The organism is Pantoea sp. paga, assembly GCF_007558755.1.
Taxonomy (GTDB): Bacteria; Pseudomonadota; Gammaproteobacteria; order Enterobacterales; family Enterobacteriaceae; genus Pantoea; species Pantoea agglomerans.
On sequence record NZ_VLTF01000002.1, the window covers coordinates 547,246 to 561,574 of the forward strand.

At 55.6% G+C, this 14,329-nt stretch carries 12 protein-coding genes; 3 read left to right on the forward strand and 9 right to left on the reverse strand.

Going from position 1 to position 14,329, the window contains the following annotated elements; translation table 11 throughout:
* Positions 1–88 precede the first annotated feature (88 nt).
* Positions 89–637, forward strand: a complete 549-nt coding sequence (locus FOV68_RS08205) for a YcbK family protein (protein ID WP_010254972.1) — start codon at positions 89–91, stop codon at positions 635–637.
* Between the two features lie 39 nt (positions 638–676).
* Entirely contained in the window at positions 677–1,306 is a 630-nt protein-coding gene (locus tag FOV68_RS08210; RefSeq protein WP_143789214.1) for an MBL fold metallo-hydrolase, read from the forward strand.
* Between the two features lie 41 nt (positions 1,307–1,347).
* On the opposite strand, the gene FOV68_RS08215 is transcribed toward FOV68_RS08210, so the two are convergent.
* The 4 genes from FOV68_RS08215 to pncB form a co-directional block, all read right to left on the reverse strand.
* Positions 1,348–2,538, reverse strand: a complete 1,191-nt coding sequence (locus FOV68_RS08215; RefSeq protein WP_143990597.1) for an amino acid aminotransferase — start codon at positions 2,536–2,538, stop codon at positions 1,348–1,350.
* A gap of 234 nt (positions 2,539–2,772) precedes the next feature.
* On the reverse strand, positions 2,773–3,897 hold the full coding sequence (gene ompF / locus FOV68_RS08220) for a porin OmpF (protein WP_069026024.1): 1,125 nt from the start codon (positions 3,895–3,897) through the stop codon (positions 2,773–2,775).
* A 300-nt stretch (positions 3,898–4,197) separates the two neighbouring features.
* Complete coding sequence (gene asnS, locus FOV68_RS08225; RefSeq protein ID WP_033766846.1) at positions 4,198–5,598, reverse strand: asparagine--tRNA ligase; 1,401 nt, start codon at positions 5,596–5,598, stop codon at positions 4,198–4,200.
* Positions 5,599–5,755: 157 nt separating this feature from the next.
* The gene (pncB, locus tag FOV68_RS08230) at positions 5,756–6,961 is read right to left on the reverse strand and encodes a nicotinate phosphoribosyltransferase (protein ID WP_039387573.1); all 1,206 of its coding nucleotides are present in this window, start codon (positions 6,959–6,961) and stop codon (positions 5,756–5,758) included.
* A gap of 243 nt (positions 6,962–7,204) precedes the next feature.
* Between pncB and pepN the strand changes: the two genes are divergently transcribed.
* Positions 7,205–9,820, forward strand: a complete 2,616-nt coding sequence (gene pepN, locus FOV68_RS08235; protein WP_143990598.1) for an aminopeptidase N — start codon at positions 7,205–7,207, stop codon at positions 9,818–9,820.
* A 37-nt stretch (positions 9,821–9,857) separates the two neighbouring features.
* On the opposite strand, the gene ssuB is transcribed toward pepN, so the two are convergent.
* From ssuB to ssuE, 5 genes are read right to left on the reverse strand one after another with little or no spacing between them, the layout of a single operon-like run.
* Positions 9,858–10,646 carry an aliphatic sulfonates ABC transporter ATP-binding protein gene (gene ssuB / locus FOV68_RS08240; protein ID WP_010254985.1) on the reverse strand — a complete coding sequence of 263 codons (789 nt, stop codon included), beginning with the start codon at positions 10,644–10,646 and terminating at the stop codon, positions 9,858–9,860.
* Positions 10,643–11,434, reverse strand: coding sequence for an aliphatic sulfonate ABC transporter permease SsuC (gene ssuC, locus FOV68_RS08245; RefSeq protein WP_010254987.1), 792 nt, complete (start codon positions 11,432–11,434; stop codon positions 10,643–10,645). The genes ssuB and ssuC overlap by 4 nt, the downstream gene beginning before the upstream one ends.
* Before the next feature lie 10 nt (positions 11,435–11,444).
* On the reverse strand, positions 11,445–12,593 hold the full coding sequence (gene ssuD / locus FOV68_RS08250; RefSeq protein ID WP_022625932.1) for an FMNH2-dependent alkanesulfonate monooxygenase: 1,149 nt from the start codon (positions 12,591–12,593) through the stop codon (positions 11,445–11,447).
* Positions 12,594–12,602: 9 nt separating this feature from the next.
* A complete protein-coding gene (locus FOV68_RS08255) occupies positions 12,603–13,556 on the reverse strand; it encodes a sulfonate ABC transporter substrate-binding protein (protein WP_060679877.1) in 954 nt (317 codons plus the stop codon).
* Positions 13,557–13,567: 11 nt separating this feature from the next.
* Positions 13,568–14,119, reverse strand: a complete 552-nt coding sequence (ssuE, locus tag FOV68_RS08260; protein WP_010669775.1) for an NADPH-dependent FMN reductase — start codon at positions 14,117–14,119, stop codon at positions 13,568–13,570.
* Between the last annotated feature and the right edge of the window lie 210 nt (positions 14,120–14,329).

A 14,329-nucleotide genomic window follows, 5' to 3' on the forward strand; every position in this document is an offset into this window, starting at 1 on the left:
GGGTTGACGCTCCACTGAGAGAAAGTTATGGTTCGGGCTGTGCGCTTTTTGCACATTTCTATGGCTTCACTCTCAGGTAAATCGTTACATGTCTACTATTGATTCTTTTCGTCGCAAACTACTGCTGTGCGGTAGCGCCGCCGCCGGTCTGGCATTATTACCCGCTTCTGCAAGGGCCTCGCTTTCTACCTCTCGCCCGCGTGTATTAATGCTTAATAATCTTCACACCGGTGAAACCCTTAAAACTGAGTTTTTTAATGGTAAGAGTTACGACAAGGATGAGTTGTCACGATTAAATCACTTTTTCCGGGACTATCGCGCCAATAAAGTGAAAAGCATCGATCCACACCTGTTTGATCAAATCTTCCGCCTGCAGGCGCTGCTGGGAATGCGTAAACCGATACAGCTGGTTTCGGGCTACCGTTCACTGGCAACCAACAACATGTTACGTGAGAGCGGTCCTGGGGTGGCAAAGCACAGCTATCACACCAAAGGCCAGGCAATGGATTTTCATATCGAAGGGGTTTCTCTGGCCAATGTACGCAAAGCGGCGTTATCTCTGCGTGCGGGTGGTGTAGGATATTATCCCCGCAGTAACTTTGTACATATTGATACCGGGCCGATCAGGCACTGGTAATGACACCGGCAACGCTGCGTGAGCCGGTCATGGAGCGTTATGAATTACCACATTATTCCTGTTACCGCGTTTGCCCAGAACTGTTCAGTTATCTGGTGCGAGTCCACTCGTGAAGCCGCGCTGGTCGATCCAGGCGGCGATGCCGATCTGATCAAAGAGACGCTGGAACAGCTCAGACTTAAACCTTCCCGGATTCTGCTGACTCATGGACACCTTGATCACGTCGGGGCCGCCGTTGAGCTGGCTGCCTTCTGGCAGATTCCGATTGTCGGACCACAAAAGCGTGATGCATTCTGGCTGGAGGCGCTGCCTACCCAGAGCCGGATGTTCGGACTTGATGAGTGCGCGCCTTTTACCCCCGATCGCTGGCTGGAAGAGGGGGAGAGCGTACAGGTAGGGCTGACCACGCTGGAAGTCCTGCATTGTTCAGGCCATTCGCCTGGCCACGTGGTGTTTTTTGATCGTCCGGGACGGTTATTGATCTCAGGCGATGTGATTTTTAATGGTGGTGTGGGACGCACAGACTTCCCACAGGGCGATCATCAGCAGTTAATCGAGGCTATCCGCACGAAACTGCTGCCGCTGGGCGATGATGTCACTTTTCTGCCCGGTCACGGCCCGATTTCCACGCTGGGGCATGAACGCATCAGTAATCCTTTTCTGCAATAAAAATGGGCCAGCAGGCCCATTTTTCAATTCGGTCATCCTGCTTACAGCACGGCGACAATGGCTTCGCACAGCGCCGACATATTGTCTGGCGTCATGCCCGCCACATTCACCCGACCTGAGTTCACCGCGTAGACACCAAACTCTTCACGCAGGCGAATGACCTGCTCTTTAGTTAAGCCACTAAACGAGAACATGCCGTTCTGCTTAATAATAAAGCTGAAGTCGCGCTGTGCGCCTTTCTCTGCCAGGGTGTTTACGAAGAGCTGGCGCATGCGCTGAATGCGCTGACGCATGTCCGACAACTCCTGCTCCCAGATGGTACGCAGAGTATCGTTGCCCAGAATGGTGGCGACGATGGCGGCGCCATGTGCCGGCGGATTGGAGTAGTTGGCGCGAATGGTGTACTTCACCTGACTGAACGCGGTATCTGCCACGCTCGTTTCGGCGGCAACCAGCGTGATGGCACCGACACGCTCGTTATACAGGCCAAAATTCTTGGAGTAAGAGCTGGCGACGATAAGTTCCTGATGCGAGGCGGCAAAAATACGCAGGCCTTCTGCATCTTCCTCCAGACCACGGGCAAAACCCTGGTAAGCGAAGTCGAACAACGGCAGCCAGCCATTGGCCTGTGACAGCTGCGCCAGCTGTTGCCACTGCTCGGCGGTGGGGTCGATACCGGTCGGGTTATGGCAGCAGCCGTGGAACAGCACCACGTCGCCTGGCTGAACCTGTTTAAGTGACGCCAGCATACCATCGAAATCGAGCGTATGGTTTGCAGCGTCATAATAGTGGTATTCACAGACTTCAAGACCGGCAGCATTGAACACGTTGTTGTGATTCGGCCAGCTCGGATTGCTGATCCAGACCCGCTTCACCGAAGTTTGCGTGGCGAGGAAATCGGCTGCAACGCGTAGCGCACCGGTACCACCCGGTGTCTGAGCCGTGCGAGCGCGGCCAGCGGTGATTAGCGGGCTCTGGTTGCCAAACAGCAGGGCCTGCGTGCAGCGGGCGAAATCAGCCAGGCCATCAATGCTGAGATAGTTTTTGGTGGTTTCATTTTCCAGCAGATATTGCTCAGCTTTTTTAACACTGGTCAGCACCGGGGTCTTGCCGGTTTCGTCTTTATAGACGCCGATACCCAGATTGATTTTTTCCGGGCGGTCGTCAGCACGAAACAGATCGGCCAGCCCAAGAATAGGATCGGCGGGTGCAGCAGAGATCGATTCAAACATGTGTCAGGTCCATTAGCGTGAACTTTAGCGAAAAGAGCTCTCAGGTTAGCGTCCGGCCAGACAAATGCCAACCGTTTGCGAGACAAATTCATACATTTTGCAGTGTGGATTGCGCGACGGGGAAAGGCAGTGATTAAAGCGGGGTAACGGCGCGGGGAAAAACGTACCTGTTTGGAATAGCAGCCATAAAAAAACGGGGCTAATGCCCCGTTTTTCAACATGTTCGAAGCAGGATTAGAACTGGTAAACCAGGCCAACTGCTACAGTGTCATCAGTGTTCAGATTCAGACGGTTGTTGTCATCCAGCTGGTTGATCTGATAGTCCACATAGGTAGACATGTTTTTGTTGAAATAGTAAGTCGCGCCAATATCAATGTATTTGATCAGGTCAGCATCGCCCACACCTTCGATATCCTTGCCTTTAGACTGAACATAAGCAATGGATGGGCGCAGGCCGAAGTCGAACTGATACTGTGCTACCAGCTCAATGTTCTGTGCTTTGTTAGCAGAGGCAGCGCTGGTAGTGTTATTCAGTCCAGTTACAACAGAGATTGGCGTAGAGTTACGGGTTTCACCGTACATTGCTGCCAGGTAAACGTTGTTTGCATCATATTTCAGAGCAGTTGCCCAGTTTTCAGCGCGTTTGCCCTGACCAACAACGTTACCGTTGATATCGGTAGTGCCGTCTGCCTGAGAGTTGGTACGATCGCTGCTGCTGTATGCGCCAACAACACCAACACCGATTGGTGAGGTATAGGTGGTTGATGCACCCCAGCCGTCGCCGTTAGCACGACGAGTGTCGGTACGCTCGTTTTTACCCTGATACTGAACTGCGAAGTCCCAGCCATCTACCAGACCAAAGAAGTTGGTGTTGCGGTAGGTCAGCAGGCCGGTGCTACGACCGTTCATGAAGTTATCTGAATATCCTGAATCACCACCGAACTCTGGCAGCATATCGGTCCAGCCGATTGCATCATAAACCACGCCGTAGTTACGGCCGTAGTCGATTGAGCCTGCATCACCAAATTTCAGACCGGCAAAGCCCAGACGGGTTTTATTGTCAGCTTGTGCGTCAGAACCCTCAGAGTTGTTCGCCTGGATGTTGTATTCCCACTGGCCGTAACCGGTCAGTTGGTCGTTGATCTGAGTTTCGCCCTTGAAGCCAAAACGAACGTAAGATTTGTCGCCGTTATTGCCGTCGTTATCTGGTGCATCGTTATCAGAGAAGTAATGCAGGCCAACAGCTTTACCGTACAGGTCCAGTTTGTTGCCGTCTTTGTTATAGATTTCTGCAGCATTTGCTGCGCCGGCGGCTAACAGAGCAGGGATAACCACTGCAAGAATATTGCGCTTCATCATTATTCATTACCCTCATTGGAGTTATTTGTACACCTGCCACTGCCGTCAGGAAATCTTTACAGAACCCTGAACGAAGTTTGGTGTCTTCCTGTGTCTGCACGCATCTTTCCATCCCACCCGCCGTAATTCTAGCGCTTAAATGCTACTAAACTCGTAATCTTGTTTCAGTAAGAAAATATGTATTACAAAATGTAAAAAACACGGAACTTTGTGAGAGAACTCAAAATTTACAAAAATAAAAAAAGGCCGGCAGTGCCGACCTCGTTATATATATGAATTTCTTATATTTAATGCCGAATATCAGAAACTCGCGTTGCGTGGGGTGCGCGGGAAGGGGATTACGTCCCTGACATTTTGTACGCCGGTGACATAGGCGATTAAACGTTCAAAGCCTAATCCAAAGCCAGAATGTGGCACGGTACCGTAGCGACGCAGGTCACGATACCACCAGTAATCTTCTTTATTCAGACCCATCTCTTCCAGACGCGCATCCAGGACATCCAGACGTTCTTCACGCTGTGAACCGCCAATGATCTCACCAATGCCTGGCGCCAGAACATCCATCGCCGCCACGGTTTTGCCATCGTCATTCAGGCGCATATAGAACGCTTTAATGTCTTTCGGATAGTTTTTCACCACCACCGGCGCTTTAAAGTGTTTCTCGGCCAGGTAACGCTCATGTTCAGAGGAGAGGTCAATACCCCATGAGACCGGGTTTTCGAAGGTCTGACCGCAGTTCATCAGGATCTCAACCGCATCGGTGTAATCCACCTGCGCGAAATCGGTGGTGATGAAACGCTGCAGACGCTCAACCGCCTCTTTATCTACCCGCTCAGCAAAGAAGGCCATGTCATCGGCACGCTCTTCCAGCACCGCGTTGAAGACATACTTCAGCATTGATTCGGCCAGTGCAGCGGCATCATCCAGTGAGGCAAAAGCGATTTCCGGCTCCAGCATCCAGAATTCCGCCAGATGGCGGCTGGTGTTGGAGTTCTCTGCGCGGAACGTCGGACCGAAGGTGTAGATCTTCGACAGGGCGCTGGCATAGGTTTCGCCATTCAGCTGACCTGAAACGGTCAGGAACGCCTCTTTACCAAAGAAATCTTCGCTGAAGTCAACTTTGCCCTGATCGTTACGCGGCAGATTTTCCATATCCAGCGTAGAGACTCGAAACATTTCGCCGGCACCTTCGGTATCGGAGGCGGTAATCAGCGGCGTCGAGACCCAGAAATAGCCATTTTCATGGAAGAAGCGATGCAGCGCCTGCGCCAGGGTGTGGCGAACGCGGGCGACCGCGCCAATCAGGTTGGTGCGCGGACGCAGGTGAGCCACTTCGCGCAGATACTCGATACTGTGGCGTTTCGCCGCCATCGGGTAGCTGTCGGGATCTTCCACCCAGCCCACGACTTCAAGGTGGGTCGCCTGAATCTCAAACGCCTGGCCCTGACCCGGCGAGGCCACCACTTTACCGGTGACGATAACGGAACAGCCCGTGGTCAGACGCAGCACTTCATCCTGATAATTATTCAGAGAATTATTGACGACAGCCTGAACGGGATTAAAGCAGGAGCCGTCATAGACAGCGATGAAGGAAAGACCGGCTTTGGAATCTCTTCGGGTACGCACCCAACCACGTACGGTGACTTCACTGTCAACCGCGACGCGACCGTGCAGTACGTCCGCTACAGGCACTACGCTCATAAATATCTCTCTATATAGAAGAAGTGAGTAAAAAAGTTGCCCCATCCGGGGTTTTGCTATGTTACTTGCGAGTCTTCAGGAAACAAGCAAAATTCAGGGGGAAAGCAGATTTATTACAGCAGAGGCGGGGCGTATCAACGCCCCGATAAGAAGAGGATTAACTCGCTTTTTTCACCAGCGGCAGATCAAAAGCTTTACGCAGGGCTCTGACAAAGGCTTTATCCTGGCAGATAGTTTTGCCCGGGCTGTCTGAGAGTTTCGCCACCGGCTTGCCATTGCACTGCACCAGTTTGATAACGATGTTAAGTGGCGTCACGCCCGGAATATCGCAGGTGAGGCGGGTACCGATGCCGAACACGACGTTAGTCCGCTGGCCAAAGTGGCGGTACAGCGCCAGCGCTTTGTCGAGATTCAGGTTGTCAGAAAAGACCAGGTGTTTGCTTTGCGGATCGATACCCAGCTTCTGGTAGTGGGCGAGCGCTTTCTCGCCCCATTCGACCGGATCGCCGGAGTCGTGGCGCAGTCCCTGGTAGCGGCGGGCAAACACCGGACCGAAATCGCGCAGAAAGGCGTCCATGGCGATGCAATCGGTCAGGGCGATGCCCAGCTTATCGTCATACTCATCCAGCCACGCCTGCAGCGCCGCGCGCTGGCTGTTGGCCAGTACCGGACTGATCTGCTGGAAGGCCTGGAACCACTCGTGCGCCTGTGTTCCCACCGGCGTCAGTGACAGACGGCGCGCCAGATCATAATTACTGGTGCCAATCAGCCACGGAAAATCCTGTTTCAGCGTTGAGACGATCGACTGCTGCACATCCTGCGAATAGCGACGACGGGTGCCGAAATCCATCAGGCGGAAGCGTGACATATCAAGGTCAGCAACCTGGCCTTTAAAGTCGCCGAGTTTCTGATGTAAGTGGTCAAGTGCCTGCTGAGTAGTGACCTGCGGCGTGCGATGACGATGCACAATCTCACTGATCAGCGCCAGCAGCGGCACCTCCCACATGATCACTTCTCGCCACGGCCCCTGAATACGGAGTTCCAGCTTGCCATGATGATTGCGCACCTCAACCTGATCCGGGTTATAGCGGAACTGGCGTAACCAACTGAGGTAATCCTGCCGGAAGAAGGGAAGGTGAGACAACCAGGTCGCTTCATCATCAGTCAGCGCCAGGTGTTGCATTGCGGTTATCGCGTCACGAATTTCGTCAGCGTAGAGACCCAGCAGTTCGTCGCCGCGGCAGCGAAACTCCGCCGCCACCGTTATGTCATGATAGCGGTGGAAAACGGCCTGCTGCATATGGAGCTTATAGGCGTCCGTATCCAGCAGCGAGGTCAGTATCGGGGAAGCATGTCCTGTCATGGCGCGTTTCAGCATCCTGTTCGGTGGCGCAGAGCCCGGTGTTGTACATAGTCATAAAGACGCAAAAGTATAATTCACTATCTGAAGCCGATCACAGCATATTTCAGTCGGGCGGGTCGAGGCCAATCTGTGCCATTGTTAACAAAGTGTAGCCATTTCACCCTTTAGGTGCATTGTGCGTGGCAAGCTTGTAGTAACAAGCTTAGACTTTGCCGGTAAACTTATAACAACGCGAGACGCAATATGACGCAACAGCCCCAAATCAAGTATCGCCACGACTACCGTGCGCCTGAGTACACCATCACTGATATCGATTTAACTTTTGAACTGGATGCGTCCACCACCCGCGTAACGGCCATCAGCCAGGTTAAACGACTGGGCGAGAGCCAGGCTGAGCTGCGACTGGACGGCGAAGCGTTAACGCTGATTGCGCTGGAGGTCGACGGGCAAGCCTGGACGGCCTTCCGTGAAGAAGAGGGCGCACTGGTCATCAGCCAGCTGCCGGAAAGCTTCACTCTGAAAATTATTAATGATATTCATCCGGAGCAGAACACCGCGCTGGAAGGGCTGTACAAATCGGGCGAGGCGCTCTGCACCCAATGTGAGGCTGAAGGCTTCCGTCATATTACCTGGTATCTCGATCGCCCCGACGTGCTGGCGCGCTTTACCACCACCATTTATGCCGATGGTGAACGCTATCCATTCCTGCTCTCCAACGGTAACCGCATTGACAGCGGCCGGGATGAGCAGGGTCGCAGCTGGGTGAAGTGGCAGGATCCGTTCCCGAAACCCTGCTACCTGTTTGCGCTGGTGGCGGGCGATTTCGACGTGCTGCGCGACAGCTTCACTACCCGTTCAGGACGTGATGTGGCGCTGGAGATCTTCGTCGATCGCGGTAACCTCGACCGTGCCGACTGGGCGATGACCTCGCTGAAAAACAGCATGAAGTGGGATGAAGAGCGTTTCGGTCTGGAGTATGACCTCGACATCTTTATGATCGTGGCGGTGGACTTCTTCAACATGGGTGCCATGGAGAACAAAGGCCTTAACGTCTTCAATGCCAAATATGTGCTGGCTAAAGCGGAAACGGCGACGGACAAAGATTACCTGGGCATTGAAGCGGTTATCGGTCACGAATATTTCCATAACTGGACCGGTAACCGCGTGACCTGCCGCGACTGGTTCCAGCTCAGCCTGAAAGAGGGACTGACGGTGTTCCGCGATCAGGAGTTCAGCTCTGATCTGGGTTCACGCGCGGTGAACCGCATTGATAACGTGCGTATCGTACGCGGTGCGCAGTTCGCCGAAGATGCCAGCCCGATGGCACACCCGATCCGTCCGGATCAGGTCATCGAGATGAACAACTTCTATACCCTGACGGTGTATGAAAAAGGGTCAGAAGTGATCCGTATGATGCACACCCTGCTGGGTGAAGAGAACTTCCAGAAGGGCATGAAGCTCTATTTTGATCGCCACGACGGCAGCGCCGCCACCTGCGATGATTTTGTTCAGGCAATGGAAGATGCTTCAAATGTTGACCTGTCGCAGTTCCGCCGCTGGTACAGCCAGTCCGGTACGCCAGTGCTGACGGTGCGCGACGATTACAACCCGGAGCTGGAGCAGTATACGCTGCACGTCACGCAGCACACGCCTGCAACTGCCGATCAGAAAGAGAAGCTGCCGCTGCATATCCCGCTGGATATTGAACTCTATGATGGCGAAGGCAAGGTGATCCCGCTGCAGAATAATGGTCATCCGGTACATCATGTGCTGAATGTCACCGAGGAGTTCCAGACCTTTATTTTCGATAACGTCTACTTCCAGCCGGTGCCGTCGCTGCTGCGTGAATTCTCTGCCCCGGTGAAGCTCGATTACAAATGGAGTGATGCTCAGCTCACCTTCCTGATGCGTCATGCACGCAACGACTTCTCCCGCTGGGATGCGGCTCAGAGCCTGCTGGCGACCTATATCCGTCTGAATGTCGCCCGCTATCAGCAGGGTCAGCATCTGTCACTGCCGCTGCATGTGGCCGATGCCTTCCGCGCGGTGCTGCTGGATACCGACTGCGACCCGGCGTTGACCGCGCTGATCCTGACGCTGCCGTCGGAAAATGAGATTGCCGAGCTGTTTGATACTATCGATCCGCAGGCGATTGCGCTGGTGCGCGACGCGCTGCAACGCACGCTGGCACGCGAACTGGCCGATGAGTTTTTTGCGATCTACAACGCCAATCAGCAGCCTGAATACCGCGTGGAGCATGACGCGATTGGTCAGCGCAGCCTGAAAAATATCTGCCTGACCTATCTCGCCTTCAGTGATGCGCAGCTGGCGGATAAACTGGTGCAGACCCAGTATCACCAGGCGACCAACATGACCGATGCGCTGGCGGCGCTTTCTGCTGCTGTTGCGGCACAGTTACCGTGCCGTGATGCGCTGCTGGCAGCTTACGATGAGCGCTGGCATCAGGATGGTCTGGTGATGGACAAATGGTTTGTGCTGCAGGCGACCAGTCCGGCCGCTAACGTGATGCGCAATGTGCGTCAGCTTCTGAATCATCGCTCCTTCACCATGAGTAATCCGAACCGCGTTCGCTCGCTGGTGGGTGCCTTTGCCTCGGCTAACCCGGCCGCGTTCCATGCTAAAGATGGCAGCGGGTACAAGTTCCTGGTGGAGATGCTTACCGACCTCAACACCCGCAATCCGCAGGTTGCGGCACGGATGGTGGAGCCGCTGATTCGCCTGAAACGTTATGACGAAGACCGTCAGGCGATGATGCGCCAGGCACTGGAGCAGCTGCTGGAGCTGGATAAACTCTCTGGCGACCTCTACGAGAAAATTACCCGGGCACTGAACGCCTGATAATTAAAAAGGGGAGCGTCTGAGACACTCCCCTTTTTCAGCGCTGCTGCGCGTAACGAACCGGCTGCGGTCGCTCCGTACGCTGCATGACCCGATCCAGTACCTCCGCTTCCAGCTCGGCCAGCCGCGCCGATCCGCGGCGGCGGGGACGGGGCAGATCCACCAGCAGATCCAGCCCGATCTGACCCTCTTCGATCAACAGCACGCGATCTGCCATCACCACCGCTTCACTGACGTCATGCGTAACCAGCAGCACGGTAAAGTGATGCTGCTGCCACAGTGACTCAATCAATCCCTGCATTTCAATGCGGGTCAGGGCATCCAGCGCCCCCAGCGGTTCATCCAGCAGCAGTAAACCGGGCCGGTGGATCAGCGCCCTGGCCAGTGCGACGCGCTGTTTCTGGCCGCCGGAGAGGGCGGCTGGCCACTCATCAGCCCGATCGGCGAGGCCTACCGCCGCCAGTGCATCCAGCGCCGCGCTGCGCCATTCGCGTCCGCGCAGACCCAGCCCGACGTTATCGATCACTTTTTTCCACGGCAGCAGTCGCGCATCCTGAAACATCAGGCGGGTATCTTCACGAGCCGACTGCAGCGGCGCATTGCCTGCCAGCAGTTCACCGCTGGAGCTCTGTTCGAGACCGGCCAGCAGGCGCAGCAGCGTGCTTTTACCACAGCCGCTGCGACCCACCACCGCCACAAACTGACCTGAGGGAATATGCAGGTCAATCTTATTGAGAATGGTGCGGCTGCCATACTGTTTGCTGACGCCGTTAACGCCAACCGGGGTGCCGGTGTTGAGGCGCGCCGGTGAGAGAGTCTGGCTCATGCGTTCTCCTCCTTCAGTTGATAAGCGGGATGCCAGCGCAGCCAGACACGTTCAAGCAACAACGCGGCGACATCCGCCAGTTTGCCGAGCAGGGCGTAAAGAATAATGGCGACCACCACCACATCGGTCTGCAGGAATTCACGCGCGTTCATGGCCAGATAGCCGATACCCGCGTTGGCAGAGATGGTCTCTGCGACAATCAGCGTCAGCCACATCAGGCCCAGCGCGAAACGCACGCCGACCATGATATTGGGCAGCGCGCCTGGCAGGATCACCTGGATAAACAGGCTCCAGCCGGAAAGGCCATAGCTGCGCGCCATCTCAACCAGCCCGCGATCGATGTTGCGGATGCCGTGATAGGTATTCAGGTAGATCGGGAACAGCGTCCCCAGCGCCACCAGAAAGATTTTGGCGGACTCATCGATACCGAACCAGAGGATCACCAGCGGGATCAGCGCCAGATGCGGCACATTGCGCAGCATCTGTACCGAGGTATCCAGCAGTCGTTCACCGGTTCTGGAGGTGCCGGTAATCAGCCCGAGCAGCAGGCCGATAGAACCGCCGATACTGAAGCCGATCAGCGCCCGCCAGCTACTGATCGCCAGGTGCTGCCAGAGTTCACCACTGGCGGTCAGCTGCCAGAAGGTGGTCACAATTTTCTCCGGTGCGGGCAGAATACGGGTCGACAACCAGCCGGTTTGCGAGGCAATCTGCCACACCACGACCAGCAGCGTCGGCAGCAGCCAGGGCACCAGCGTATCAGCAAGGCGTTTTCGGGTTCTGGTCATCATGCTCTCCTCAGCCCCGGGCGACTTTTTTCTCAGGGGTAAAATCGTTGGCTACCGCTTCACCGTGTGCCTGAACCACGCGCGGCTGGGGCACCAGTGGAACCTGCAGATCAAGATGCGGGAACAGCAGTTCACCGACGCGATAAGCCTCTTCCAGATGCGGATAACCCGACAGGATGAAGGTCTCAATGCCCAGCGCTTCATACTCTTTGATGCGAGCGGCCACGGTCGGACCATCGCCGACCAGCGCGGTCCCGGCTCCGCTGCGCACCAGGCCGACGCCTGCCCACAGGTTGGGGCTGATTTCGAGCTTGTCGCGGCGACCGCCATGCAGTGCGGCCATCCGGCGCTGCCCCACAGAATCTGCCCGCTGGAACGCCGCCTGCGCTTTCGCGATGGTGGCGTCATCCACATTGGCAATCAGTTTGTCTGCGGCCTGCCAGGCCTCTTCATTGGTTTCACGCACGATCACATGCAGACGGATGCCGAACCGGACGGTGCGTCCCTGGGCTGCCGCTTTCGCGCGCACCTGATCAATCTTCTCTTTAACCTGCGCAGGGGGTTCGCCCCAGGTGAGGTAGACATCGACCTGTTCGGCCGCCAGCTCCTGGGCGGGTTCAGAAGAGCCGCCAAACCACAGCGGGGGACGAGGCTGCTGAACCGGTTTAAACATCAGACGCGCACCGCGAACCTTCACATGCTTGCCTTCATAATCGACGGTTTCGCCTTCCAGCACCCGACGCCAGACGCGGGTAAACTCGGCGGATTCCGCGTAACGCTCGCGGTGATCGAGAAACACGCCGTCGCCCGCCAGCTCTTCCGGATCGCCGCCGGTCACCAGATTAAACAGCGCACGTCCGTTAGAAAGACGGTCCAGCGTGGCGGCCTGACGTGCTGCCTGGGTCGGTGAAATCACTCCAGGACGCAGCGCCACCAGGAATCGCAGGCGCTGCGTCACCGGAATCAGCGAGGCGGCAACCAGCCAGGCATCTTCGCAGGAGCGGCCGGTGGGGATCAGTACGCCGCCAAAGCCAAGGCGGTCAGCGGCCTGCGCCACCTGTTGCAGATAGGCGTGATCAACCGGTCGCGCCCCTTCGGCAGTACCAAGATAGTGGCCGTCGCCATGCGTCGGCAGGAACCAGAAAATGGATACGCTCATTGTTGCTCCTTATTGCGTCACGGTATGCGGATGCCAGATGCGATCCTGGATCGTCACTTTTACTGGCAAGAGATGATTGGCATAGAACAGGTCAGCAGTGCGCTGCTGAGCTGCGGCAGTTTCGGCACTGACCGGCGAAATCCGGGTGGGTGGCCGATGGCTGAGGTAGCTGGCGATAACCGGTTCGGGCAAGCCCATCGCCTGCGCCAGTAACGTGGTGCTCTGCTGACGCTGGCTGATTGTCAGCGCGTCAGCAGTGCTGAAGGTGTCGAGCACCTGCTGAATAAACGCGCCATGGGCTTCGGCGTAGCTGCGGGTCGCTAAATAAAAGGAGCCGGTCAGGTTAAGGGAGCTGCCATCAATCAGCAGGCGCGAATTCCCCTGCAGCAGCACTGATGAATAGTAGGGGTCCCAGATTGCCCAGGCATCAACGTCACCCTGCTGGAAGGCGGCGCGTGCATCGGCGGGGGTGAGATAGACCGGTGTGATGTCTTTAAAGGTCAGACCCGCCTGCTGCAAGGCACGCAGCAATAAATTATGTGAGCTGGAGCCTTTCTGGAAAGCCACTTTCTTGCCTTTCAGATCCGCAACCTGTTTCAGCGGGCTGCTTTTTGGCACCAGAATCACTTCCGCTTTGGGTTTTGGCGGCTCCGCGCCGACATAAAGCAGATCCGCGCCCGCGGCCTGGGCAAACAGCGGGGGAAGATCACCGGTGCTGCCCAGGTCGATACTGTTGATATTCAGCGCTTCCAGCATTTGCGGACCTGCAGGGAACTCGATCCACTTAATCCGGGTATGGGGAAATCGTTTTTCCAGTAACTGATGTGACTTCGCCAGCACCATGCTGACCGAACCTTTCTGATAGCCGATGCGAATCTCAGACGGATCGGATTCGGCGGCCTGTACCTGGAGGCCAGCCAGTAAAAGTCCGGCCACCAGCCACTTTCCTAATCTCTGTTTCATCGACCTCTTCCTTATACCGCTTGCGCAACGGGATGGTGGTGACGGGTCAGCGCCAGCCAGAAGGCGGAGACGGCTTCATCCAGGCGCTGTGACAGTGAATCCTGCAGTTCGGGCTGACGGTCGTAATGGCTGATCTGGCTGTCTTCGGCATAAACACCATGCAGGATCTCCTGCGCCTTTAAGGCGTTGAGCACCGGCTTGAGGGCATAGTCCAGCGCCAGCATATGACCGGCGCTGCCGCCGCTGGCCAGCGGTAATACGACTTTGTGTTCCAGTGCGCGCTCAGGCAGCAGATCGAGCAGAGTCTTCAGCGCACCCGAAAACGACGCTTTATAGATAGGTGTCGCAATAATCAGGCCATCAGCCGAAGCCAGATCGTCACGCAGGGCGAGAAGCGCAGGCGCATCAAAACGCGCATTGATCAGATCGTCAGGCTGAAAGTTGTGAATATTCCAGGGGATGACTTCAATGCCACGCGCCTCCAGCTTGTGCTGACATAGCGTCAGCAGTGAGGTTGAGCGGGAGGGGAATCGTGGGCTGCCTGCCAGCGTAATAACTCGCATCATCACTCCTTATAACTAAAAGTTATTGATTATCAAATGTTGAGAACTTATATCTTCATACTGTCAGAGCAGGAGAGTGGGCTTAAATGATTTATCCGGCAAAGTAAGGGTGAAATCTGCAAATAGAAGCGGTAGTGGCAGGTGTCAGCATCGCCGCTTCCGATAATTCTTAAATTATGTGTCGGCAGCAGAACAATTCATTAAGAGGGA

Excerpts from the sequence above, each read along its gene's own strand:
- FOV68_RS08205 (WP_010254972.1), top strand. The coding sequence starts at position 89 with ATGTCTACTATTGATTCTTTTCGTCGCAAACTACTGCTGTGCGGTAGC.
- FOV68_RS08210 (WP_143789214.1), top strand. The coding sequence starts at position 677 with ATGAATTACCACATTATTCCTGTTACCGCGTTTGCCCAGAACTGTTCA.
- FOV68_RS08215 (WP_143990597.1), bottom strand. The coding sequence starts at position 2,538 with ATGTTTGAATCGATCTCTGCTGCACCCGCCGATCCTATTCTTGGGCTG.
- ompF (WP_069026024.1), bottom strand. The coding sequence starts at position 3,897 with ATGATGAAGCGCAATATTCTTGCAGTGGTTATCCCTGCTCTGTTAGCC.
- asnS (WP_033766846.1), bottom strand. The coding sequence starts at position 5,598 with ATGAGCGTAGTGCCTGTAGCGGACGTACTGCACGGTCGCGTCGCGGTT.
- pncB (WP_039387573.1), bottom strand. The coding sequence starts at position 6,961 with ATGACAGGACATGCTTCCCCGATACTGACCTCGCTGCTGGATACGGAC.
- pepN (WP_143990598.1), top strand. The coding sequence starts at position 7,205 with ATGACGCAACAGCCCCAAATCAAGTATCGCCACGACTACCGTGCGCCT.
- ssuB (WP_010254985.1), bottom strand. The coding sequence starts at position 10,646 with ATGAGCCAGACTCTCTCACCGGCGCGCCTCAACACCGGCACCCCGGTT.
- ssuC (WP_010254987.1), bottom strand. The coding sequence starts at position 11,434 with ATGACCAGAACCCGAAAACGCCTTGCTGATACGCTGGTGCCCTGGCTG.
- ssuD (WP_022625932.1), bottom strand. The coding sequence starts at position 12,593 with ATGAGCGTATCCATTTTCTGGTTCCTGCCGACGCATGGCGACGGCCAC.
- FOV68_RS08255 (WP_060679877.1), bottom strand. The coding sequence starts at position 13,556 with ATGAAACAGAGATTAGGAAAGTGGCTGGTGGCCGGACTTTTACTGGCT.
- ssuE (WP_010669775.1), bottom strand. The coding sequence starts at position 14,119 with ATGCGAGTTATTACGCTGGCAGGCAGCCCACGATTCCCCTCCCGCTCA.